Below are 23,245 nucleotides of genomic sequence, written 5' to 3' on the forward strand. Positions count from 1 at the left end.
CCAATTGACAGTTTGACTGCTCTTTTGAAACACTTGAGCATATCAATCAGGCTGCTGAGCACCATAAAACCTTAAAATTTTCATGATTTCCTCAAGCAACCCGAATCCGATGACCATCGAACAGGCACTGCTGATTCTAGACCTAACGGAGCCATTTTCGCCTGATGCCCTTCAGAAACAATATGAAGAGGCCAGGCGAATCTGGTATCCGTCACGTTACGCAGGCCTCACCAATAATCCTGCGAAGTATATGGAAATGTACAAAAAGGGAGAGGCCAAAACTAAAGAAATTCATGCAGCCTATCAAATTCTATCTAATCATCTGCTGAATAGCTGTCCCTCTGAACAACAGGATGATCACGGAGCAGCATGACTGACCACACGGGACATTCCTGTCTCCCCTTTTGAATTTTTCTCGGAAGGCGCATTAGACACAGGCCAGGTGATAAGACCTTGAACCCCATCAGTTCGTGGTTCATCCTGCCCGGCTTTCATTGCATAGATCTGAGGCAGGTAATTCGTACCGAATTTAGAAATATAGAGGAATACATGTTCACGAGCATTAACTCTAACAGCCCAGGGCTCAAAATCCTTCTGATAAAACTCCTCTGCTAATTGCATCGCCTCCAGACAAGTAATCCCACCTGGTTCTTTCAGCGTGTAATAGTAATCGAGAGGCATATCATACTCTTCCTGTTTATGAATGGTGATACCAAACTTATCAGGATTCCGAACCATGGGTGTATGTCGGTAGGCCACAAAATAAAACAATTCCACCGAATGAATATACCGTTTATTTTCCAGAAGAAATTCCCGTGTCTCCTCGGCTTCATTTCGTGTTTCGCCGGGAAAACCATAGAAAGCCATCACATGATTCCAGATGCCGGCTTTGGCGGCTTCTCGTAGGTTATTTTCAATCACTGCCTTTTTCGCATGCTTATCCATAAGCTCCAGTACACGCTCGTTTGCCGATTCCATACCATAATACAGCGTGCAACAGCCGGCTCGAACCGCTTGCTTCCATATTTCTGGATCCTGCAATGATTCTTCAAACCGGATTAAGGTCGTCCATTTTATCCCCACCTGTTCCTCAATCAACAATTGCGAAACTTTTTTTAATAACGCGGGAGGATAGGATTCATCGGAAAACAAGAAGTGCTCTGCCTGGTATTTCTCCTTTAAGGCTTTGATCTCTCGGACCACATCGTGCGCGGGCTTTCCACGGTACTGATCGAAATATCCCTGCCCATGATCACAAAAGGTGCATCGTCCCCAATAACACCCTCGAGTGGCCAAGTAGGGTAAAATTCGGACCGGGACAAAATAGGCATCCAACGGTAATCCCTCAAAATCCGGAAGAGGCAAGGCCGTCGTCTTTTCGGTATATATTTCATCATTTACACGGACCTCCCCTTCTTGATTCCACATCAAGTTAGGGACCTTGACCCAATCTCGTTCACCCGCCAGCGCTTCCAGCAACCAAACCAACGCATGTTCTCCTTCATACAAAATGGCCGAATCAAAGACATGCGTGAAAAATTCCTTCCGTTTTGGGAGATCATCTTTTAACCGGGTAATCACGTTGCCACCCACAGTCACATGAATGTCGGGAAATTCCTCCTTAATCATTTTACAAAAGGTCATACCCGCCAGGAGTTGCATTTGGGTCCCGACGGAAACTCCTATCACTTCCGGTTGCTCTTTCTGGATAGCAGGAAGCACTAACTGACGGCACACATCCCGATACACGTTAACAAGATCGTCATCCAGGCATGCCAACACTTCACTCGAAACTCCCGAGCGATACCCCAGATTACTTTCCATGGGATAGAATACGAGGGAAGCAGGGAAATAGGCGGCAGAAATAAATTGCATAACGTCCCGGAATGTTTGCAAGGCCCATTCCAGTTTTCCTGCATCATAAAATGACTCGCCTCGCACAATGGCTTTGGCTTCTATTGCTCGTTCAGCCAATTCCATCACATCTATAGCATCTTGCAATGCCAAACAAGCCAGTCGGTCTCGTTCGAAATCAGTCAATTCATTGCAGGCTTTTCGTTCGTTCAAACCTCGCCGTTGCTGATCCATTCGAAGCTTTACCCAGATTAAAAAAGTATCACTGAAAAACCAGTCGTACATTTCAATGTTGACATCCTTCTGTACCACCTCATGGCCATAGGAGCGGAGGACGGCAGTCAGGCTGGGTAAAGCAAGGTATGGAGCGGTAGGAACCCATTCCGGAGGAAAGAGCAGCATTGTTTTAAACGTCCGTCTGGATTTATCGGTCGAACCACCACGCTCGATTTCAATTAAGGAATCAGTCATAAGGTCAACGCTCCTGACATTAGACAGAGGCTAATTTTGTTGAGGGATCGTGCGAGTCGAGCCGAAATTGCAGCGAAGGCAACTTATTGGTCCCGAAATGGGCCACGTATAAAAACACATACTCCCGCACGAAAATTTTCAAATCCCACCCAGCATAATGATTTTGCTCAAATTCCTCGAATACCCGTTCGGCATCCTCAATACTCAATCCTTCCTTCACGGTAAAATAGTAATCCAAAGCCAGATCCCATTCCGGATTTTTATAATAGGTGATGCCGAATTTTTCAGGATTCTTCGCGACGGGAGTATGTTTGCTCAAATCAAATGTCCCAAATCCAATCGAATGGACGTGTTCTCGATTATCTTCTAAAAATTGAATAGAGAATTTGGCCTCTTGGTAGGTTTCCCCAGGGAATCCAAAAAAACCCATGACATGGTTCCAAACCCCGTGTTTAGAGGATAACTCCAAGCTTCGCTGGATCACCTCCGTGGTGGTCGCCTTATCCATGAGTTGAAGCACGCGCTCACTTCCGGATTCGTAGCCCATATGGAGAAATTTACATCCCGACGTCCTGGCATCCGCCCAAACCTGGTCCTCAAGAAGACTCTTTTCAAAACGGATATGTGTAGTCCAGGCAATATCCAAATTCGATTCAATTAATTTTTTGGTGAGCTTCCGAAATAGAGCAGGTGGATATGACTCATCTGTAAAATGAAAATGTCGGGCCTGATACTTATTTTTCAAATAGGTGAGTTCTTCAATAATCTGCCAATCCCTTTTGGTCCGATACCCTGCTGTATAGCCCTCACCATGATCACAGAACTCACACCGCCCCCAGTAACATCCGCGAGTGGCTAAATAGGGAAGAATCGGCTCGGGTACAAAGTATTTCTCCAGTGGCAATCCGTCGAAATCTGGAGGAGGTAGTTCGCCCATATTTTCGGCGTAGGATTCGGAATTTACATGAATCCCAGCTGCATCTCTGAACAGTAAATTAGGAACATGGGATAAATCCCCATCCGAGACTATGGCTTCCACTAATCGCAATAAAGCCGTCTCCCCTTCATAGACAATCGCGCTATCAAATAATGCGAAGAGCTTTGGGATATCAGGAAGCACTTCTCTCAGGCGGGTGACAGTATTACCTCCGATGGTCACATGAATATCGGGAAATTGCTCCTTAATAAGTGCACAAAATGTCATAGAGGAAAACAATTGCTGCCGAAGAACAATTGAAATCCCAATGACATCAGGCTTTTCGGCCAGAATCGCCGGCTTCAGAATTTCCTCAAAGACATCCCGATAAATATTAACTTGAGTATCTTCCACGGCCTCAAGCACTTCTGACGACATAAACAGTTTGTAGGATAAATCGGTTTCCATCGGAGGCATACAGATCCTTGCCGGGGCATACACCAAGGATATCGTGGCCGTCACTTCCCTGAATGTGTTCATCACCCATTCCAGCTTGTCACTTTCATAAAACTCCCGGCTTCGAACAATTTCCTTGGCTTTCTCGGCTCTTTCAGCTAAATCACTGATGTAGCCTCGGGTACAATTGCAGAGAGCTAACTGAAGGTCCACTTCCTCATCCGTTAATTCACGACTCCTCCTAATTTTTTTGAGACGATCAAGTTGCTGGGGAACTTTTTTAAGAATGCGCCGAAGGAAGTCCCGGCTAAAATACCAGTCGTACATTTCGAGATTGACATCTTTTTGGATGACGTCATGGCCGGCTGATCGAAGAAAAGCCGTTAAGGTCGGAAGGCTTAGATAGGGTTCTGAGGGGTACCAGTCTGGTGGAAAGACCAACAGAATCTTGGCCTTACTGATTGAATCTTTGGAATCAGTGGTTTTTGGAAATTGAATCTTAGAGGGGCGAATCAACCCGCCTTTATCATAATTTATCCTCATTTTAACACCTTAGGTAAAATTATTTATTCGCGTTTAATTCACTCAAACCAATATCATGAATAACGTAATTCATTCCTATTTCTTATCATAAAGTAACCCATTGATTTTTATTAGTTTTTTTCATTAGATAGATTCCCCATTCTAAGTCCTTGAAAAAACCATGGTCAAGGCCAATCGCACATTCAACCAGTATTAAAAAATTTATATTTGACCCAATAATACCTTCATATTAAAATCACTCATCTGCCCTTGGAATTCCTTCCTTGTCTGGTAGCCGACTCTTCATCAACATTTTAAAAATTTCTTAGGTCTACTAAGAAATAACTGTGAGGAAATAACCATGCCTAAATGTCGCAACTGGATGTCGTATCTAATGGATTCACTAGTCAATTCTGGCACCATGCCCTCATGGGAAGCCCTCCAATATCTCGTAACGAACCTGCTAGGTGAGGCTCCAAACCCACACCTCCATCAGAGCAAATCGCCTTATGAAACGACACAACAACTCCTCCATCGTATTTATGGACCAATCGTTGAAGCCGCCTCCCGCACAGTTGAACTTCCTACCCAGGCCATGATTCACATGTTTACGGATATCAGTCTCATTGGGAAATCGGCCGTCTTGGTGGTGTATTTTCCAGGACAAAACGCTCCTCACCAATTGTTGCTATTGGACTCGGTTCCTGCCTGGGACTTGGTTTTTGAAAATTCTTCTGCGTTTGATATTTGGGCTGAAGAACGATATCAATGGATCGTGAAAGCCCTTCAGAGCATTAGTCACCCCATCGAATCTTCTATACTTGAATGTCCCGACAACCTCCAACCGATCCTGGTCTAATCTAAGCAGGCGTGTCAGGACCTAGAAATTGAGCGAAGCTGGCAGAGTTCCACCCCTATTGCGACGATGAGAAAGCCTTGGCTACAACGTTGTTAGCCTTGGACAATTATTTTCATGGGTTTCATTGAAAGTACGCTGGCCTAAGGAACAAAGAAAGAAAGTCTCACATAGATGGGATTCATAACCGGCCATTCTAGTCGGAAAAGCCCTTTCCTTTGTTAGACTTGACAGTCCACCTGACGAGGCGTTATCCATGAAAACAGTACGATACAACATGAGGTACCTATGCCAATCAATGTGTTACTCAAAAACTCCCCGAGAGGTCGGGGTCCAGAACCAAGCCAGGCACTCTTAAAAGAAGTTCAGGAATTACCAGAAGGTGAAGAGCGAACAATAGAAGCTGATTTGGCAGCTCAAGAAATTCAGGCCTTATGGGAATCCCAAGAAATTGGGATCAGCCGTTGGTCGGGTGAAAGTGGCCAGCGATATTCTGATCCGGATTAGCACTCGTGGATGTCGGACCAACTTCATAACAGTCCTCCTGCCTTTCTCCCAAAGATTTCATAGACCAATCCCGCCACTCTCAAAAATTGAAACTCAAAATTCACCATACCCTCTAAGTAGGGTCATAGGACAAGTTCGGGGAAAGCCAGCGTTCCACTACCGAGACATCCATCCCTTTCCGCTTGGCATAATCTCGGATTTGATCCTGCTGCACTTTTCCCACGGAAAAGTATTTGGCTTGGGGATGCGCAAAATAGAAACCACTGACTGACGCAGCCGGATACATGGCAAAGGATTCGGTAAGCCGAATACCTACGGTTTTTTCAACCTGCAACAATTCAAATAAGTGCTGTTTCTCAGTATGGTCCGGACAGGCCGGATACCCCGGTGCGGGACGAATCCCGCGGTATTTTTCTAGTATGAGTTCCTCGTTGGTCAATTGCTCATCTTGGCCAAATCCCCATTCCTGCCGTACTTCACGGTGGAGCCATTCGGCAAAAGCCTCGGCTAGTCGATCGGCCAGGGCCTTAGCCATAATAGCGTTATAGTCATCATGATCCTGTTCAAACCGCTGACAGAGGGCTTCTATCCCCAGGCCGGCCGTGACCGCAAAGCCACCAATATAGTCCGCCTTTCCGCTGGACTGCGGAGCCACGAAATCAGCCAATGCATAATAAAAGTCCCCTTGAGGCTTTTCTATTTGCTGGCGCAAAGTGTGAAAGACTGACACACCTTCCGAACGCGTCTCATCTTTGTAGATGATAATGTCATCGCCCTGACTATTGGCTGGAAAGAATCCATAGACACCTTTGGCCGCAAGTAATTTTCGATCAAGAATTTCTTGCAAGAGCTTTTGAGCATCATCAAAAAGTTCTTTGGCTTTTGGCCCCACCACGGAATCTTCAAAAATTTTCGGAAATTTCCCGCGCAATTGCCATGCGTGGAAAAAAGGTGACCAGTCAATTATGGGAACAAGCGTCTCCAGTGACACATCCTCAAGAACTTTGCAACCAAGGATCCTGGGTTTGGCAATGGATGCCGTCTCCCAATGAATATCGAAAGGCCGCTTTCTTGCCTCCTCCAATGATACAAATTTTTTAGCCGTTGTCTTAGATAGATAGGCTTCCCGCGTTTTCTGTTGTTTCGCCTGCACATCCTGAATAAACGCATTCTTTTCATCCGGGCTCATTAACTTGCGTACGACATTAACGGCTAAGGAGGCATCTAAAACATGTACGACTGGGCTGGTATACCCAGGCGCAATCTTCACCGCGGTATGGGCCTTACTCGTGGTGGCTCCCCCAATTAGCAGAGGAATGGAAAAGCCTTCTCGAGTCATTTCTCGTGCATTATGAACCATCTCATCCAAAGAAGGAGTAATCAGTCCGCTCAGGCCAATCAGGTCCACTTTTTCTTGGCGAGCAGTCTGCAAGATTTTGTCACAGGAAACCATCACACCTAGGTCCAGAACTTCATAGTTATTGCAGGCCAGCACGACACCGACGATATTTTTTCCAATGTCATGCACGTCGCCCTTCACTGTCGCGAGCAGGATCTTACCCTGGTTTCGACTCTCCCCTTCAACTTTTTCGGCATCCATAAACGGCAACAAATACGCTACAGCTTTTTTCATGACTCGCGCGCTTTTGACCACCTGAGGCAAAAACATTTTCCCCGCCCCAAACAGCTCCCCGATCACATTCATCCCATCCATTAGAGGCCCTTCAATGACATCCAGAGGCTTATGGTATTTCTGACGGGCTTCCTCCACATCAGCATCAATGAACTCAACAAGCCCTTTCACCAACGCGTGCGACAGACGTTCTTCTACCGTGCCCTGACGCCACGCATCATCAATCAGAGTTGCTTTGCCCTGTTGTTTGACCGTCTCCGCAAAGGCAACCAGTTCTTCAGTAGCTTCCGGCCGACGATTCAACAGGACATCTTCTACTAAATTGAGGAGATCTTTGGGAATTTCTTCATAAACTCCCAATTGACCGGCATTCACAATTCCCATGTCCATCCCCGCCTTGATGGCATGGTAGAGAAACGCGGAATGGATGGCCTCCCGCACCGTATTATTTCCCCGGAAGGAAAAGGAAATATTGCTGACTCCACCACTAACTTTGCAAAAAGGTAACGTGGCTTTGATTTGCCTTGTGGCCTCAATGTAATTCACGGCATAGGCATTATGTTCCTCCATGCCCGTTGCGACCGTCAAAATGTTGGGGTCAAAAATAATGTCCTCTGGCGGAAAGTTCAGCTTCTCCGTCAGAAGACGATAGGCCCTCGTGCAGATCTCCACTTTTCGGTCTAGCGTATCTGCTTGACCTGCTTCGTCGAATGCCATAACCACAACGGCAGCTCCATAACGCCGAATCTTCCTCCCCTGCTCCAGGAATTGGTCCTCGCCTTCCTTGAGACTAATGGAATTGACGACACCCTTGCCTTGAATACACTTAAGTCCCGCCTCGATGACCGACCACTTTGAGCTATCAATCATAATGGGAACACGAGCAATATCCGGCTCGGATCCGATCAGATTTAAAAATTCCACCATGGCTTTTTGGGAATCCAAGAGCCCTTCATCCATATTCACATCAATGATTTGCGCACCGCCTTCGACTTGCTGGCGCGCCACGGCCAAGGCTTCTTCCAGTTTCCCGTTGAGAATCAATTTGGCAAATTTCGGTGAACCCGTCACATTGGTCCGTTCACCAATATTGACAAAATTTCCTTCTGGTCGAATCGTTAATGATTCAAGTCCGCTTAATCGGGTAAGACGCGGAACATGTGTTTTTTTGTGCGGAGCATAATCTTTGACCCCTTCCGCAATTGCTCGTATATGCTCAGGCGTACTTCCGCAGCACCCACCCACAATATTGACCCAGCCTTGGCTGGCAAAATCGCGAAGATCTCCACCCATTCGCTCTGGCGTCTCATCGAACCCGCCAAAAGCATTAGGTAATCCCGCATTGGGATAACAACTGATGTAGACAGGAGCCACCTTGGAAAGTTCTTCAATATAGGGGCGCATCTGCTTGGCGCCTAACGCGCAATTAATCCCCACACTCAAAAGATTGGCGTGAGAAATGGAATTCCAAAACGCTTCGATCTGTTGCCCTGATAACGTCCGGCCACTGAGATCTGTAATCGTAACCGACGCCATGATAGGGAATTGGCGTTGCACATCTTCGCTGTACTGGGCAATAGCATAAAAAGCGGCCTTCGCATTCAACGTATCAAAAATGGTTTCGACCAGAAGAAGATCGACGCCACCTTCTATTAATCCCCGAACCTGATCATAATACGCTGCTGCCAAGTCATCGAAAGTGACCCCTCTAAATGCCGGATTATTCACATCAGGCGACATCGATGCAGTTCGATTGGTGGGACCTAAGGCCCCGGCGACCCAACACGTACGATCAGGGTTCTCTGCCTGTATTCGTGCCACCGCACGCTTGGCCAATTGGGCCCCTGCCAGATTTAAATCATAGGCCAAATCCTCCATCTGATAATCGGCCAGAGAAATGGCATTGGAATTAAAGGTATTCGTCTCAATGATATCGGCGCCAACCTGAAGGTATTGCACATGGATATCTTCAATAATTTTTGGTTGCGTCAGGCTTAACAGGTCATTATTGCCTTTGACTTCACAGGCATGATCCACGAAACGCGTCCCGCGAAAATCCCCTTCGCTCAGATTATGGGCCTGAATCATGGTACCCATGGCTCCATCCAGCACAAGGATGCGAGATTCTAAAGCCGCTTCTAATGTGCTCATTCTTACCCCCTCATCATTCAAAAACATCCCAGCTCACGGACAACAACTTAAGGCTTATCAGCCATATCTCATTCCCTATTCTTGACTTCTAGGAATTTCAAGAAATAGGATTATAAAATTGACTATATTTTTATGACATTTTCCCTCCCACTTTGTAAAAGGTCACTTTTTAGGGTGTCCTTTGGCGTATTACTTACAATCCTTTGTAGCATAGGGGGAATCTTGTGGCCTACCCCTACTTCAGCCAAACCTTATTTTGAAGACGGCTATTTAGGTTTAACACAAGAAGAGCTACGCAAAAAACTAGGAACTCCTATGGCGGTTCGATCCCGAAAAGCCGCCCTCCGTGTCTTTAGCTACTATACGTTCCCCGATTGGGAGAAATATTTCAAAAATTTGGTTTCTCCAGGAAATGGCGAAGATGTTTACACCTACGACCGGAATGGTATCCAAGTTCGCTATTCCTTCTCCTATATTCCCGATTTAAATGAAGGCAAAAATATTCCGACATTGTATGTCCAGCGATGCGAAGTAGAGTTTTCCCCTGCGGTTCCCTTACAAAATATTCCTTCCCTTGTTCCTGAATTTGTTCCTCCAACAGAATCATCAGCGCCAACGTTCCGATCTAATCTCTGGGTCCTCCTGTTTAAGGGGTCCCCTTCACAAGAAGCCAATTTCATTGTCAAAGAACAAGGAAAAGAAAAGCTCACCTGGTCGTTGGCCTACCAAATGTTTGCTATTAATGGAATACCCAATACTCTCTCTATCGATATCCCAATTGACCGGCTGGAAATCACGACCCAAAGCCTGCAACTCGTTAGAAATCAGCAACGATTAACTCATGAGCCCATCCTCAACCCCTTTTCACCCGAATTTCAGAAACGCCTTCCTGCTCCATCGGCACCGATCAAATCCATTCCTCAACCCCATTATGAGGAATGATCTTCTGCCAAATTTTCGTTTAGAGGTTGCTCTTTCGTGGACCTTACTCAAATCTAAGATCCCGTTCGTCCCCTAATGATAAATAGCCCTCTCCCCATTGGTTGGTGTCCTCAATATTCCAATCATTGGCATCGTTTGCAAGTTTTAGTCGAATACCCCAGTTTCCTCCAAAAACAATAAAGGCTGAACCCGCACCTGAATCTTCCACCCTTTGCGCATAAGCAGGACAGAGTGGTTGATCAGGATCATCACACCACCCCGTCACCACACACCATTCTCCCTGGGAAATTCGATCATAGGACTTTACATGGGTCACCCGCCGCGGAGGTCCTAATTCCTTAAACCTTATGAAATATGAACCCTCAAAATTCGGGTTTTGTTCAACTTCAAGAAACATAAAGCTTCATCTTGACCCGTCTTGAAACCCACTGTTAGATTAATGAGTAAATTACCTTAATTATGATAACACACGAAAAACTAAAAATGTCTTCACCATCCCTATCTGCAGAGAGAAACATTTCCCGTCCAGAGACGGAAGAGCTCTCCCAACCGACAAGCAACGAATCTCAAATAACCCCATGGATCTGTCGACGCCCGGTTCGGCTGACAATTTATGGTTTCTTGGTAGCTTTTGGACTGTGGATGGTGGGATGGGGCGTTATACCACGATTACTTGACCCAACCTTTGAACAGCACCTACAAGATAAATCCGTTATGGCTGGGATGAGTCGCGAGCAAGTGATGGACGCCTGGGGTTCCCCTTACCAAATGAATGTCAGCTATACGGATAAAGGGATAAGACGTGAGGAATGGATCTATGAGGACTGGCTGGATTCAAGCACGATTAAACACAGATATCTCTACTTTGAAGAAGGCAAATTAATAGGAGGCTGGTATTGAGAAACGTTTTATTCCAATAAAAGTAGGCGTGAAACGCTAATCTTGAGAAAAAGTTAGTCCATTCCTCATTAAAGCCAAATCTTACGCAACGTTTAGATATGCTTAGGGAGTTTCGGTAATTTGGGCTCGTCTTTCCTTTCCGGCTCCTCCTGAAATAATTAAAACCCTTTTCCATTCACGGATTTGATAAACTCCCCAGGCATTGGGGTGTCCCTGGTAGAATGCCAGAGGATCTTCCCCTTTTGCACTTAAGTATGTGGGCTCCGTAAACCCCTCATCCATCACATATTCCATTAAATTTTCGGCAGTGACCCCTTTTCCACGTAGAGTCACGTTCGCTAAAAATTCTAAAATGGCGTCAGGATCGGCCAGGTTAATTGGTTGCATTGTTACTGACTCCTTTGATATGTGATAATATACAGATTATATATAGGCACTTGCGATGTCTATCATAATTCCGTATTACTTAAAAGCCCACCTTTTCATTTCAAGCAAATAGACCGTAATAAGGGATAACCCCTCTGTATGAGAAAACTTTCACCAGAACAATTTCGTGACCGAATATTTGATGTGCTGCGCCGAAAACATCATTGGGCCACTCCTTTTCTGGAAGGAAGCACCATTACCAAAGAAAAATTGAATATTTATTTTCATCAGGAATACGTCGTCTATGTTCGCGATTTCTCCGTACTCCTCGCTCAGGTTCTTGGGAAAAATCCACCATGGGAGGCACGCCGACTGCTTGCTACAATCATCTATGAGGAGGAAACCGGAGGGTTCTCCCTTGGACATCCTCACCAAGAACTATTTCTTCACATGATGAATGGATTGGGATTTGATAGGGCCGGATTTCGGGATGTGGAACTGTTGGCATCAAGCCGTGGATATCGGGAATGGTTAAATCAAATTTGCCAGGAAGAAGAGTGGTCGGTTGGAGCGGCAGTTCTCTCAATTTTTATAAAAGGAACAGCCAACGATCCGGAAGAAGTGCTATATCCCCAGCCAGCACAAAATCAGGATGAGATTGAAGATATCGTCCGGAAACATTACTTAAGTCAGCACCAAGGCTTATCACCGGCATTTATGGATTATATTCGTGCCCAACATATGTTTTCCGCAGGATCTCGGAAAACCGTATATGACATGGTGACGCATCATACCGATGAAAGCGGTGATCAGATTAAGGTACTCTCGCTATTAGAAGAGACATTGAACTTGTGGTCACGATATCAGGAGGGAATTGCCCGTGCCTGTGGTATCCGACAAGCCTAATCATTACCATCTGTTTTTGTTCCCCATTGGCGTCACAAAAATTCTGGCTCTTATTTCCTAAATACCTGGCGAAGTGATCCAAACACTGCCACATTCATTCATAGCGTTTTTAGCACATTTCAAACCCCTAGGATTCACTAAACAGTGCTTGATTATCATTACTTTGGCAATCTCCAATTTGCAGTGCTCTTGGACTCCTGAAGTAGAAACGGTGCTCTATGAAGGGCCTGAGTGCGTTATTTCCTTAAAAACATCTCACGATCTAAAGCAGGCTCCAGAGCATCCAGCACTGCTTCCTGAAACTCTCATTACCAAGATTTTAAATGGCATAACCATCAGCCAAGATGAAGGCATACTCCAACAACTACTGCTTTCAAAGCAACACCTCTTTCCCGCGTTCTCTCCATCTCAAATAGATTTTTTGGCACCCCACCTATCCATGGCATTTTCTCAGGTCACACCAGAGGAAGTTATCAATTTTAAGTGTCCACCGACTAATGAACGGCATGTTCCGACCCAGGGAATGCTGGCCGTTTTCCCTCCATCTTCTCTTCTGTTGACATTGGAAAATTTCAAGCCCTACCCTGGGGTATCTTCAAAAATGCAAAAAAATACATCTCAAAAATTCCAGCCAATCTCCCTGGTTTTTTCCCATCAGGAAGCTATCTTAAGGGCAGAGGCGGTCAAAGACTTTATGACAATTCACTCGACGTCCAATGGGATTGCCATCAACTATCAAATGCTCGAATCTTTCAACCCAATCAGCAACAAGAATCAACAAACCCAACCTGACACAAATACGACGTCTCAACAAAGTACTGTATCACCCATGACCATAGATTCACTGAACTCCCGTTTGCAAGACCTTCAAAAAATCGTAGACCAACAAGCCGAAGAAATTCGCCGTCTTCAAGACACCTCCGCTCAATAGAATAAATTATGAACCTACATCCATAGATTGACTTTCCCGGAGGACTTCATCTGGGCCATATAAATATCGAAACGTCATTTGCTGCCCGCAAACATGGATGACAAAAGTGGGTCTGTTTTCCCATTCGGCATATTCCACCTGCTAAAAATGGCCGTCATCTCGTACATGAGTTCAGTCCAAAATTGTCCAGGTTGATTGCAAACGGCCGTTTAACTAAGCCTGCCAAAAAGTCCCTTGCTTTGCCTGGGGATGAAAGGCATCCCCAGGCGAGGGGGAAGTATCAACGCACAAGTTTCTCAGCCTTCTTCTGAATAAGGCTATGGTGTCGGTGGGTTTATGAAAAAATTCTGAATTCCCCGGGCTGCCGAAAATTGGGACAGAGACTTCCGCAGACGTTTTCTGTTAATTGCGGGCTCGGCTGTCCCTGCGACCCGCCTGATCGTTCCTCGTCGAATCGACCCAATTTGGCAAGGAGCTATCGCCCGCCCGTACTCATGCCAACCCCAGCTTTGGATATCTAAGGATGAGATTTTTTTTGGAGGCGGAAAGGTACCTCGTCAATTCGAAAGTGAGTTCGTCATCCCTCGCCAGCAATAATTGCAACTGCCCATTCGGATACGAAAGCTGTCATGGCCTTAGAGCGTGTGGGAAAACGGAGTGGATATCAGAAAATGATTGGGGTGGAAAATGGGACAGAATGCACACCGAAAGCATTTGGTCCCTGGACATAGACGCATGAGGTCACATTCGATGTCATTCGGCCAGGAATACCTGGGGAGAAAAAGGTGATCGAGAGTTTCAACGGATCTGTCCTAGACAATTGTTTCTATGCCAATGCATTCAGGTCCGCACACGATGCCCGAAAAAAATAGAATCCTGGTGAATGGACAAGAATTATAGCACAGGTCGCATTGCTCACCGGGAATTTCAGGCCACAGATGCTTGCCAAACAAGCATCGTACGCCTGGCTGCATAAGGCAGCCGCATTTCCAACATGGCCCGGTCAAGTTTTCTGGGAGGTCTCAAAACAGCGAACCACTCCACTGACGAACTTTCTACTTAAATGGAAAGACTTAAAATTTGCCCATTCGAACAATGGCATCTGAGAAAACCAAATGACCAATGATCGCAAATCGACCGAGGGCTTAATCAAGTGGAAAGCGTCAACCTTTACTTTCCTTTAGGGTGCGTTCCTTGTTTCCAGAATTAGTTAAAAATACCAATGTGGCCTGTGGAACGGTGTTGGATAGCAGGCAAATTTCAATCTCCAACAATTTTGCCCGCTTAGGCATAGCAACCTGGATAGATTAGAAATTGGATAATCTTCATGACCCATGAATTCTTTCGGAAAGCAAAAAACTCATTCGTCAAAATACCCAGATTGCAGAATTTTGTTTACAACAGGAATATCGGCAGGAGGAAAATTATAGGAATTCAATTCATGCCTGTAAACCCAGGCGATCTCAGCACACCCTAATGCTCGAGGAATGCCCTGAATGATGGAACAAATATAGAAATTCAACTCCACCATTTTTTCTGGATACTGATAATGGAGAGCATGGAATGGAAGAGGCTCACTAATATCCACCCCTAACTCCTCTCTCAACTCCCTACGCAAGCAAGCTTCCAGAGTTTCTCCAAATTCCTTCTTTCCTCCGGGAAATTCCCAAAGCCCCCCTAGATGGGATTCTGGCATTCGCCTTGCCAAAAGAATCATATCTTTCCGGCAGATAATGGCGGCAGCCACAACAATAGTCGAGGCCTCCTGCAGATCCCTACTTTTCATCAGAAGAAATGGTGAGGCAAATATTCCTCATTGGACACAATAAGCATGTGGGTTTTCTGGCCGTACACATCATGGCCCCAAAATCCATTAACGCCTGATTAAAATCATACCCTTTGCCTCTGGGAATGAGTGCTTCAGAGAGAACCCATAACTCGGTCTTCTGCTTCTTGGCCTCCCCTTTCCCAATAAATATCCGATGCAATACCCGCATCACATTAGTGTCTAAAATCGGGGCATCTTCATTGAACGCAAATGATCTGATGGCTCCTGCTGTATAACGACCAATGCCCTTCAGAGAAAGGAGCTCTTCCGCCTTACTGGGAATAGCTCCGCCATAACGCTCAATCGTCTCACAGGCAATGCCATGGAGACGGTATGGTCGAATATTGTACCCTAGGGGATACCACGTTCTGCGAATATCATCAGGGTGAGCTACCGCAAGATCCTGCAGTGTGGGATATTTCCCCAGAAACTCATGAAATTTAGGTATGACCCGATCCACCTGCGTCTGTTGCAACATGACCTCAGAAACCAGAATCTTATACGGATCACTGGTTCTCCTCCATGGAAGATCACGCCCGAATTCCGCGTACCATGTCAGGAGGCGTTTCTGGAACTGAATTTTTTTAGATTTTGGAACGACCTGACTAGTCTTAGCCTGAGGCTGAGACTTTTTTTCATTCTGATGTTTTTTTATCTTCGCCATCAAACAAAATTTTTCCAGGCCTGATCCTCGGCACAACAGACCAGGGTGTCACCACACTTGCAACACTCATTCATTTATACGCGAGAACTAAAAATTAAACCAAAACATCACTTTAGCCCAACAAACAATGAAATATCATCCACTACATGAATTTCCATGAAACCCTCAGATCAATTTTCCTGGACAGGGGTCTCTTAGATCGGGTAATGTCCCGCACATTAAGCAGGACCGTCTCGTTCCTTTTCATGTGCCCCCCATCCACATGTTCCCTCTATTTAAAAAACTGAGGGAATAGACGAGGTCCTATGGTTTCCCAAAATCTCTCCTAGCGGTCAATCTTCAGGAATCCCGGGTCTTTGTCCAACTATGCGGACGAATTCCGGACCAGTAACTGCCCTTCCCCTACCCCCTTTCAGGGGAACATTAAGATATTCTTCCATTCGCGTTTTTCCCCATTTTCATTCCGAGCATTCCAGTCTCTACCGTCTTTCCCGGTTAGGGATACGTTCAAGGTTCAACATTATATTTCTCTTAAACAACAAACAGGAGGTTCCTTATGTTCCCGCACACCATCTCACTTTCCCAATTGTATCCAAGTGGAGCCACAGAGACTCAAAAACTTGCCCAAAGCACAGCTGAACTCATTTCCGGATTCTCAAAAAAAGGAGGACCAAACCTAACAGACTATCCCTTGCTAAATACACTCCTTCAACAGTTTTCCCGAGAAAATATACACAAGATCTTTTCCGCCGATCAATTGGCGTTAATTCGAGCGGCTTTTGGAGAAGCCCTTTCCCCCGCAACCATTCAGGGCTGGGCGTACCATAAACCGCTAGGATATGCAGGTGATTATCAAATTATTGAAAAAATATACAATTACTCTACATCTTTGAACCCGCATTTATCCAAGTGGGACGAGTTTTTTCATACCCAAAAGGCACCTAAGGCAGTCAGAAACCGATTATCATTTTTCCTTGACCAATTATGGAAAACAAAAATGGAAACCCCGTCAACCAGCCATATCCTCAACTTGGCCTCCGGCCCTGGGCGCGATATGTATGAAGCTCTCAAGGTTCTTGGGACATCCAAACTCGAGATTGATTGCGTTGATCAGGACGCACATGCCATCAATTATGCCAAGGATCTTTGCCGTGACTTTCTTTCTCATATTCAGTTTACGCACAAAAATGTGTTTCGGTTTTTACCAAACAAAACCTACCACCTAATCTGGTCGGCCGGATTATTTGATTATTTCAATGACAATATCTTTAAGCGAACCTTAAAAAGGTTCGTTTCTCTTCTCAAACCAAATGGAAAAATGGTGATTGGAAATTTCACCACTGGGAATCCCAGTCGCGGCTATATGGAACTTTTTAAATGGGACTTATTCCATCGAAGCAAAAACCACCTTCGGATGCTTGCGCGGGAATGCGGATTTACAGAGAATCAAATCCGCATTGAACAAGAACCTGAAGGGGTCAACCTATTTTTGGTAATCACAAAAAATTAACCAGTAATGAAAGACCATCCCTCCCCTTCACTCATCCGGGGAGCCTGGCATTTCAATGGACAGCGCTCATAAAAAGGGGGGAATCCATCATCAATAAGGATTCCCCCTTTTTCACAGACAATTATGCAAATGCCAAGACACCACACCTTGGCCAAGACTTATGATCACGTCTTCTCTAAAACGGAATGAAGTACGACACTGAGATCCACAAGGTTAAAAGGCTTTGCGACCCTACCCTTGAAACCATATTCCTGATAATTGGCAAGGACAGGGTCATTTGAATAACCACTCACCACAATAGCTTTGACTTGGGGATCTATCGTTAGCAGCCGACTGATAACTTCTTTCCCCCCTAGCCCACCAGGTATGGTTAGATCAAGGATGACGGCTGAAAATGGAGAACCAATGTCTCTGGCATCACAAAAATTTTTCAAGGCTTCATCCCCGTCTTTGGCTGTTTGGTAGCTGTATCCACAGGTTTCCACCATCTCACCAAGAACGTTTCGAATTTGGATTTCATCATCCATGATTAAAATTTTGCCTTGCCCGACTTTCACGCTCCGCTCCGGCAATTCTTGAGACATTTCTTGAATGGGAATAGCGGGTAGAAATAAAGAAAAAGTACTACCTTCACCGAGTGCGGACTTCACAGCCAACACTCCTCCATGATTCCTCACAATGGAGTAGGACGTTGCAAGCCCTAACCCCGACCCTGTGGACTTGGTCGTAAAATATGGATCAAATATTTTTTCCAGATTGTCCTTTGAAATCCCAATCCCATTGTCAATGAAACGGATTTCAACCCAATCCTGAACATGCCCAGACATTGCTCCTAAACCCGATCGTTCAACCCCATCCCCTGTAACATTGCGAGCTTGAATGATACATTCTCCTCCCTCTTCCATCGCCTGCCTGGCATTGATCACAAGATTATGAATCACCTGGCAAATTTGGCCTGCATCGATAGTGACCGGCCACAAATCATCGGAAATGTTAAAAATGGGACGGACATTTGAGCCTGCCAGCACCAGCCGGACATTTTCATACAAGATCTCTTTCAAGGAAACGGTCTTTTTTACCGGAGCCCCGCCTTTAGAAAAAGTCAGGAGTTGCCTCGCAATATCTTGTGCCCTCAAAGACGCGTGTTCGGCTTCAGAAATTCTATTAAATAGCGGATCGGCTGAGTCTAATGTATATTTCGCCAAAGACAGTTGGCCTAAAATAGCTGTGAGCAGATTATTGAAGTCATGGGCAAGACCTCCAGCCAAGAGCCCAAGTGATTCGAGCTTTGCCCCCCTCAACCGCTCTTCCTCCCATTTCTTTCTTTCCGTCACATCCTGAGCAATCCCAATGATACGGTGAATCCTGCCCGATGAATCCTTCACCGGAAAGGTTCGGTTATGGATCCAGCGTAGCTCATGGTGATGGGTGACAATTCGATATTCAATATCAAGGCCTTTCGCATCAATTCTCTTGAAGAACAAATTTTCCACCTTGGCCTGATCTTCCTGAAAAACGATGCTCAACCAGTCAAAGGGATTATTCAGGAGTTTTTGGGGATCCCCGCCCCAAAGTCGTTTGTAAGCAGGACTCACGTAGACTATTTGCTGTAGGTCCACATCCCAGATCCAAAAGACACTATCCACTGTTTCGGCCAGTTGACGAAATTTTTCATCACTGTCTCTGAAAGCCAACTGAGCCATTCGAACGTCTGTCACATCACGACAGATCAACAAGACGGTTAAAATTTGTCCTCCGACAGTTGGCTCCGGGCAAAATCGTATTTCAAAATTTTTCAGTCCTTTTCCTGTGGGATGGGAAATCTCGAGGGATTCTGATATACCCGTTGTCCAAACCGATTGAATTTTCTCTTCAAACACACTGGCGACTTTTTGAGACACCCCTAACTCATTGAGTTGCTTCCCCAAATACTTTTCTGGAGGAATTTGGTCAACGTTATCCCACCACCGATTTAAATACATAACACGGTTCTTGCGATCAAATCGTCCAATAATATCGGGAAGATTGCCGGTCAAGGATTGAAGCTCTCGGTCCCAGCGCTGCAATTCCGTTTTGATATGCTGGTGCTCAGGAATCTCGATTAACGCCCCATGGCAGATCATTTCATTTTCGATGCTCCCCTGAGACATCACACTATTTTCTTGAACCCAAACCACTCGAGTTCCTTTACCGAGCATCCGATATTCTAACCGAATGGTTGCAGGCAAATGGGTGTGTTTCTCCCAAGCCCTCAAAAACATATTCCGGTCTTCAGGATGAATCCGACAAAAAAAGGCTTTGGAATCTTTGGTAAGTTGCTCAGGAGTTAAGGCTAGCAATGAATAAACGTACGGACTCACGAACTTGAAATTCCGATCAATTCCCTGTTGAGTGCATTGATAGACAACCAGTGGTACATGGTCAAAAACGGAACGCTCATTTTGAGAGAAACTATTCATAGAGGAAGAATGACGCAATACAACTACCGACCTGACTTAGAGGGAGTCAGCACCCAACCTCCGGGATTCTACCAATTTTTCCTACGAAAAAGGATGGCCAGCGTCTGGGGTTACCTTCACCTGCTTAAGAGGAATGGCGGGGTTATGAAAAGAAGTCAAGGAATACTCATTGCCATAGGGTAGACTGAGGGGCAGTTGGATTTGAAATCCAAGAATGCCACACTTATTGGTTAAAAGCTGGAGACGTCCAGAATGACGTTGAATAATTTGATGAGCAAGGATTAACCCTTGCGTGGCGGAAGGGTCAGGTTCATCAATCAGGCAATTATCAAAGTCCCACTCTTCTACTGAAACCAGCTCAGAATCCATTGACGCTTTTTCAGCTTTCCACCACACCGAAACTTGAAGCCATTTTTGCCCAAAAACCTGTCGATCAGCTTCTGTTTCAATTCGCAAAGTTCCAGACAAATGCGAGGGGTCCTTTAAGAGAAATAACAGGCCATTGAAAATAGCTTGCATGAGCCCTTGCCGATCTACGGAGACCATTGGAACATCTGAACTAAATACCTTCTCAATCATTGTCTTATGATAAGAAGGATTGCTTGCGACAAACAACAAACAGGAATCAATGATATCGTGGACATGGGCTTGTGCATTCAATGATCCCGACAGGGGCTTGACATATTCTCTGATCTCTTTAGTTAAGGCTTCGATCTTCGCAAGATCTTCTCCGACAATACGATGGAGCCTATCCATAAATTCCCCATCATGCCGTCTCAACTCAGCCACTTGAACAAAAGCTTTAATTGAAACTAATGGACTATGAAGCTCCTGAGCCAATCCATTGGCCATGGCTTCAAGGGATCGTAGGCGATCCACTTGGCAAAGCAAATTTTGAGAACGGTGAATTTCTTCCCGCAAAATAGCATTTTCTAAAGCTAGGGCCGATTCCTGAATAATCGTATTCCAAAATGTTTTTCCACCCATCATCCGAATAGCTTCACTAGACGTCGGGCCAAGTGCCAAAACGCCTAATAATTGGTTATTCCCAAAGATCGGATAGAACAACTCTAATCCGGCATCTTCTAATATTTCGGCTATACGCCTCTCGCCTGCGTTTGAGTCTAATTCTTTCAAATCCCCAATGGAGACTTTTGCCTGCGTAAATAATAATAATTGCGGCAGATTATCGGAGATAGCCCATCCATTCTGGATCACAGGATGGCCAGAAGAAAACCCGAAGCTCGAAACTGCCCTATACCGATTTTCTTCAACTTGCAAAACAAAAATTGCAGCCTTCGATGCCCCAGCACTTCTCCCGACCGTTTCTAGAATGGCCTGACCTAAATCCTGGATATTATGCATGTTCGCAACTTTTGATGAAAATTTGGAGAGAGCCTGAGTCCTCAATTCCCGGCCTTTGAGTATGGTTCTCGCAATCGCACCCTTCGTTCCCACTTTCATCTGATAAACTCCCACAACCGTCATGAGATGGAGCACAAGTTGCACGACGGAAAACCTGACATTTATGGCACCCAGGAGGGATTTCTGTGCCAGTAGCAACATCGGATACACAGGCTGTGAAACAAATAATAAAATAGCAAAATAGGACAATCCTTTTTCAACATAGACCGAAAATTCCAACCAGTGGAATCGCAACAAGGTATAGGCTACGATTGAAATATAGACCGCAAAGCCAATAGTCCCGTAGGGTAATATTTCAATCCCATACCAGAGGGGATAATTACTCGCCCCACCTATGTATCCAATTCCAGAGCCTATGAGGAGATACAAAAATTGCCTTCGACGCAATCCCCTTTCCTTTGCATAGGCTTGAATAAGTAAAAGATGAGCAAAAACTACAAGACCGACCCACCAAATCAGGCAAAAATGAAAAACCAGGCCAGGCACACCCCAAAACGGAAAGACAGAAATTTGGCGCACACCTTGAATAAAGAAAGGAGTAAAATCGGCAAGAAGGAAAATTCCACCTACAAAATAATTCCATTTAATCGTAGCGCTATAAACATTCTCCTTCCCCAGTAAATACAAAACATGATGCAGAAATGTAATGGGAATAAAGATAGCCCCTGCCATTAATATGCGAAGATTGAGAAGCGCAAAAAACTCAGAATCCGCGACTTGCCAGGCAAAATACCCAAAACTCCATAAAGCGGTGGCAATGCCAAATAAACCAAACGTCCAATGCCTGGGATCCTTTGGAGCGCGGAAGTAGACAAAGGACGCCAGCCCGCAAGCGGCTAATCCATTCAACAATCCACTGATGGCAAAAAATTCCACGGGCTTCGTGTTAGTGACGAAGGAGTACTAACTTAAGGATCCACACCTGGAAAGAGTTCATCATGTCAAAAAAGGCCGCACCAGCCTTGAGGGGTCTACTTTGATTGTAAACCGTAACCTGAATGGCCAAAATGGTCAAGTATTCCCCTTTTGATCTTCTGTGGGCTTCTGAGTGTCGTGAAGGATTGACTTGATCTTGGTGAATTATCATTGGCCGACATTCGGCCTTTCAGGATTCAACCTCTTAATTACCCTTGGCTTACATAAAGGCACGGGACATCAGTTCTTCAATTGGCACTAGGCAGGGCTGTAAAAATTGAATGCAGGCTTGGTTTTAGGGATGCAAGAGGTCGTATGAAGACAGTTGAGTCAAATTTGAGAGGGTCTGTGGATGAGGAAGGCTATTATTTGTTGAACGATCGATCAAGACGGCATGAAGACCGGCCTTTCGAGCCCCTTCGAAATCCTCAATAGGATGATCTCCCACATGAAGTGCTTCTTGAGGGATCACCATATGCTCATCGAGTGCATGAGTAAAAATATTTTTGGCTGGCTTGGCGGACCCGACCAAACTGGAAATGGTCACAGAATCAAAAAACGTATTGAGACCAAGCCCACGCGAAACTTGAAAAAACCGACTATCAAAATTGGAAATAATTCCGAGTTCAAAGCCTTTCCCCTTCAATTCAGCTAAGATCTGGAATGTTTCAGGAAACAGCTCCCAATGGGTAGAATTCCCAAACGCCTCAAATACCTCCTCAAAAAAATCGTCAAATCCTTCGAACATCCCTACCCGATAAAACACAGCATGGACGACATCAAACCACCACAACCGCTCGCACTGTTTAAGTTTTTCAGGCCGTTCCACAGAGAAAATCGGAGGAGGCATGTCTTTTATGGTTTGCCTGAAAGCTGCATTCAATGCATGTTGCGTGTGCTCGGTGTCCGGAACCCCGTATTTTTTTGCATACGTTAAATAGACCTCCCCTACCGATCCCTTCACATCAAATAAGGTCCCAACAGCATCAAAAAAAATAACTTTTATGGGGGAGGAACTCATACATTAAATATA

General features: G+C 45.3%; 19 protein-coding genes. 9 read left to right on the top strand and 10 right to left on the bottom strand.

Going from position 1 to position 23,245, the window contains the following annotated elements; translation table 11 throughout:
- Positions 1–82: 82 nt before the first annotated feature.
- Positions 83–373: a hypothetical protein gene (locus H6750_17395; GenBank protein MCB9776082.1), complete on the top strand. Its 291-nt coding sequence runs from the start codon at positions 83–85 to the stop codon at positions 371–373.
- Here the strand turns inward: H6750_17395 and H6750_17400 are convergent.
- On the bottom strand, positions 358–2,325 hold the full coding sequence (locus H6750_17400) for a B12-binding domain-containing radical SAM protein (GenBank protein MCB9776083.1): 1,968 nt from the start codon (positions 2,323–2,325) through the stop codon (positions 358–360). The two genes, H6750_17395 and H6750_17400, sit on opposite strands and share 16 nt — an antisense overlap.
- A 19-nt stretch (positions 2,326–2,344) precedes the next feature.
- Positions 2,345–4,240 carry a radical SAM protein gene (locus tag H6750_17405; protein ID MCB9776084.1) on the bottom strand — a complete coding sequence of 632 codons (1,896 nt, stop codon included), beginning with the start codon at positions 4,238–4,240 and terminating at the stop codon, positions 2,345–2,347.
- A gap of 340 nt (positions 4,241–4,580) precedes the next feature.
- On the opposite strand from H6750_17405, the gene H6750_17410 reads away from it, so the two are divergent.
- Positions 4,581–5,078, top strand: a complete 498-nt coding sequence (locus H6750_17410; GenBank protein MCB9776085.1) for a hypothetical protein — start codon at positions 4,581–4,583, stop codon at positions 5,076–5,078.
- Positions 5,079–5,363: 285 nt separating this feature from the next.
- On the top strand, positions 5,364–5,582 hold the full coding sequence (locus tag H6750_17415) for a hypothetical protein (GenBank protein MCB9776086.1): 219 nt from the start codon (positions 5,364–5,366) through the stop codon (positions 5,580–5,582).
- A gap of 112 nt (positions 5,583–5,694) precedes the next feature.
- On the opposite strand, the gene metH is transcribed toward H6750_17415, so the two are convergent.
- On the bottom strand, positions 5,695–9,366 hold the full coding sequence (gene metH / locus H6750_17420; protein MCB9776087.1) for a methionine synthase: 3,672 nt from the start codon (positions 9,364–9,366) through the stop codon (positions 5,695–5,697).
- 315 nt (positions 9,367–9,681) lie between these two features.
- Here metH and H6750_17425 point away from each other — a divergent pair, with 315 nt between their 5' ends.
- Positions 9,682–10,308 (top strand): hypothetical protein, encoded by a 627-nt coding sequence (locus H6750_17425; protein MCB9776088.1) that lies wholly within the window; start codon positions 9,682–9,684, stop codon positions 10,306–10,308.
- A gap of 43 nt (positions 10,309–10,351) precedes the next feature.
- Here the strand turns inward: H6750_17425 and H6750_17430 are convergent, their stop codons facing one another.
- Positions 10,352–10,705: a hypothetical protein gene (locus H6750_17430; protein ID MCB9776089.1), complete on the bottom strand. Its 354-nt coding sequence runs from the start codon at positions 10,703–10,705 to the stop codon at positions 10,352–10,354.
- A 62-nt stretch (positions 10,706–10,767) separates the two neighbouring features.
- Between H6750_17430 and H6750_17435 the strand changes: the two genes are divergently transcribed.
- Entirely contained in the window at positions 10,768–11,208 is a 441-nt protein-coding gene (locus H6750_17435; GenBank protein ID MCB9776090.1) for a hypothetical protein, read from the top strand.
- A gap of 102 nt (positions 11,209–11,310) precedes the next feature.
- On the opposite strand, the gene H6750_17440 is transcribed toward H6750_17435, so the two are convergent.
- Complete coding sequence (locus tag H6750_17440; protein MCB9776091.1) at positions 11,311–11,595, bottom strand: hypothetical protein; 285 nt, start codon at positions 11,593–11,595, stop codon at positions 11,311–11,313.
- Between the two features lie 138 nt (positions 11,596–11,733).
- Here H6750_17440 and H6750_17445 point away from each other — a divergent pair, with 138 nt between their 5' ends.
- The 3 genes from H6750_17445 (at position 11,734) to H6750_17455 (ending at position 14,283) form a co-directional block, all read left to right on the top strand.
- Entirely contained in the window at positions 11,734–12,480 is a 747-nt protein-coding gene (locus H6750_17445; GenBank protein MCB9776092.1) for an iron-containing redox enzyme family protein, read from the top strand.
- Positions 12,481–12,628: 148 nt separating this feature from the next.
- Positions 12,629–13,411, top strand: coding sequence for a hypothetical protein (locus H6750_17450; GenBank protein MCB9776093.1), 783 nt, complete (start codon positions 12,629–12,631; stop codon positions 13,409–13,411).
- Positions 13,412–14,166: 755 nt separating this feature from the next.
- Positions 14,167–14,283: a hypothetical protein gene (locus tag H6750_17455; GenBank protein MCB9776094.1), complete on the top strand. Its 117-nt coding sequence runs from the start codon at positions 14,167–14,169 to the stop codon at positions 14,281–14,283.
- Positions 14,284–14,771: 488 nt separating this feature from the next.
- Here the strand turns inward: H6750_17455 and mutT are convergent, their stop codons facing one another.
- Positions 14,772–15,197: an 8-oxo-dGTP diphosphatase MutT gene (gene mutT / locus H6750_17460; GenBank protein MCB9776095.1), complete on the bottom strand. Its 426-nt coding sequence runs from the start codon at positions 15,195–15,197 to the stop codon at positions 14,772–14,774.
- Positions 15,187–15,903, bottom strand: coding sequence for an A/G-specific adenine glycosylase (locus H6750_17465; GenBank protein ID MCB9776096.1), 717 nt, complete (start codon positions 15,901–15,903; stop codon positions 15,187–15,189). The genes mutT and H6750_17465 overlap by 11 nt, the downstream gene beginning before the upstream one ends.
- 556 nt (positions 15,904–16,459) lie before the next feature.
- Between H6750_17465 and H6750_17470 the strand changes: the two genes are divergently transcribed.
- A complete protein-coding gene (locus H6750_17470) occupies positions 16,460–17,413 on the top strand; it encodes a class I SAM-dependent methyltransferase (protein ID MCB9776097.1) in 954 nt (317 codons plus the stop codon).
- Positions 17,414–17,577: 164 nt separating this feature from the next.
- Here H6750_17470 and H6750_17475 read toward each other — a convergent pair whose 3' ends face one another.
- From H6750_17475 to H6750_17485, 3 genes are all read right to left on the bottom strand, one after another.
- Positions 17,578–19,773, bottom strand: coding sequence for a PAS domain-containing protein (locus H6750_17475; protein ID MCB9776098.1), 2,196 nt, complete (start codon positions 19,771–19,773; stop codon positions 17,578–17,580).
- Positions 19,774–19,953: 180 nt separating this feature from the next.
- Positions 19,954–22,173 (bottom strand): hypothetical protein, encoded by a 2,220-nt coding sequence (locus tag H6750_17480; protein ID MCB9776099.1) that lies wholly within the window; start codon positions 22,171–22,173, stop codon positions 19,954–19,956.
- Positions 22,174–22,507: 334 nt separating this feature from the next.
- The gene (locus tag H6750_17485) at positions 22,508–23,233 is read right to left on the bottom strand and encodes an HAD-IA family hydrolase (protein MCB9776100.1); all 726 of its coding nucleotides are present in this window, start codon (positions 23,231–23,233) and stop codon (positions 22,508–22,510) included.
- Positions 23,234–23,245 lie beyond the last annotated feature (12 nt).

Source organism: Nitrospiraceae bacterium (assembly GCA_020632595.1).
In the GTDB taxonomy this organism is placed as follows: domain Bacteria; phylum Nitrospirota; class Nitrospiria; order Nitrospirales; family UBA8639; genus Nitrospira_E.

Excerpts from the sequence above, each read along its gene's own strand:
- H6750_17395 (MCB9776082.1), top strand. The coding sequence starts at position 83 with ATGATTTCCTCAAGCAACCCGAATCCGATGACCATCGAACAGGCACTG.
- H6750_17400 (MCB9776083.1), bottom strand. The coding sequence starts at position 2,325 with ATGACTGATTCCTTAATTGAAATCGAGCGTGGTGGTTCGACCGATAAA.
- H6750_17405 (MCB9776084.1), bottom strand. The coding sequence starts at position 4,240 with ATGAGGATAAATTATGATAAAGGCGGGTTGATTCGCCCCTCTAAGATT.
- H6750_17410 (MCB9776085.1), top strand. The coding sequence starts at position 4,581 with ATGCCTAAATGTCGCAACTGGATGTCGTATCTAATGGATTCACTAGTC.
- H6750_17415 (MCB9776086.1), top strand. The coding sequence starts at position 5,364 with ATGCCAATCAATGTGTTACTCAAAAACTCCCCGAGAGGTCGGGGTCCA.
- metH (MCB9776087.1), bottom strand. The coding sequence starts at position 9,366 with ATGAGCACATTAGAAGCGGCTTTAGAATCTCGCATCCTTGTGCTGGAT.
- H6750_17425 (MCB9776088.1), top strand. The coding sequence starts at position 9,682 with ATGGCGGTTCGATCCCGAAAAGCCGCCCTCCGTGTCTTTAGCTACTAT.
- H6750_17430 (MCB9776089.1), bottom strand. The coding sequence starts at position 10,705 with ATGTTTCTTGAAGTTGAACAAAACCCGAATTTTGAGGGTTCATATTTC.
- H6750_17435 (MCB9776090.1), top strand. The coding sequence starts at position 10,768 with ATGATAACACACGAAAAACTAAAAATGTCTTCACCATCCCTATCTGCA.
- H6750_17440 (MCB9776091.1), bottom strand. The coding sequence starts at position 11,595 with ATGCAACCAATTAACCTGGCCGATCCTGACGCCATTTTAGAATTTTTA.
- H6750_17445 (MCB9776092.1), top strand. The coding sequence starts at position 11,734 with ATGAGAAAACTTTCACCAGAACAATTTCGTGACCGAATATTTGATGTG.
- mutT (MCB9776095.1), bottom strand. The coding sequence starts at position 15,197 with ATGAAAAGTAGGGATCTGCAGGAGGCCTCGACTATTGTTGTGGCTGCC.
- H6750_17465 (MCB9776096.1), bottom strand. The coding sequence starts at position 15,903 with ATGGCGAAGATAAAAAAACATCAGAATGAAAAAAAGTCTCAGCCTCAG.
- H6750_17470 (MCB9776097.1), top strand. The coding sequence starts at position 16,460 with ATGTTCCCGCACACCATCTCACTTTCCCAATTGTATCCAAGTGGAGCC.
- H6750_17485 (MCB9776100.1), bottom strand. The coding sequence starts at position 23,233 with ATGAGTTCCTCCCCCATAAAAGTTATTTTTTTTGATGCTGTTGGGACC.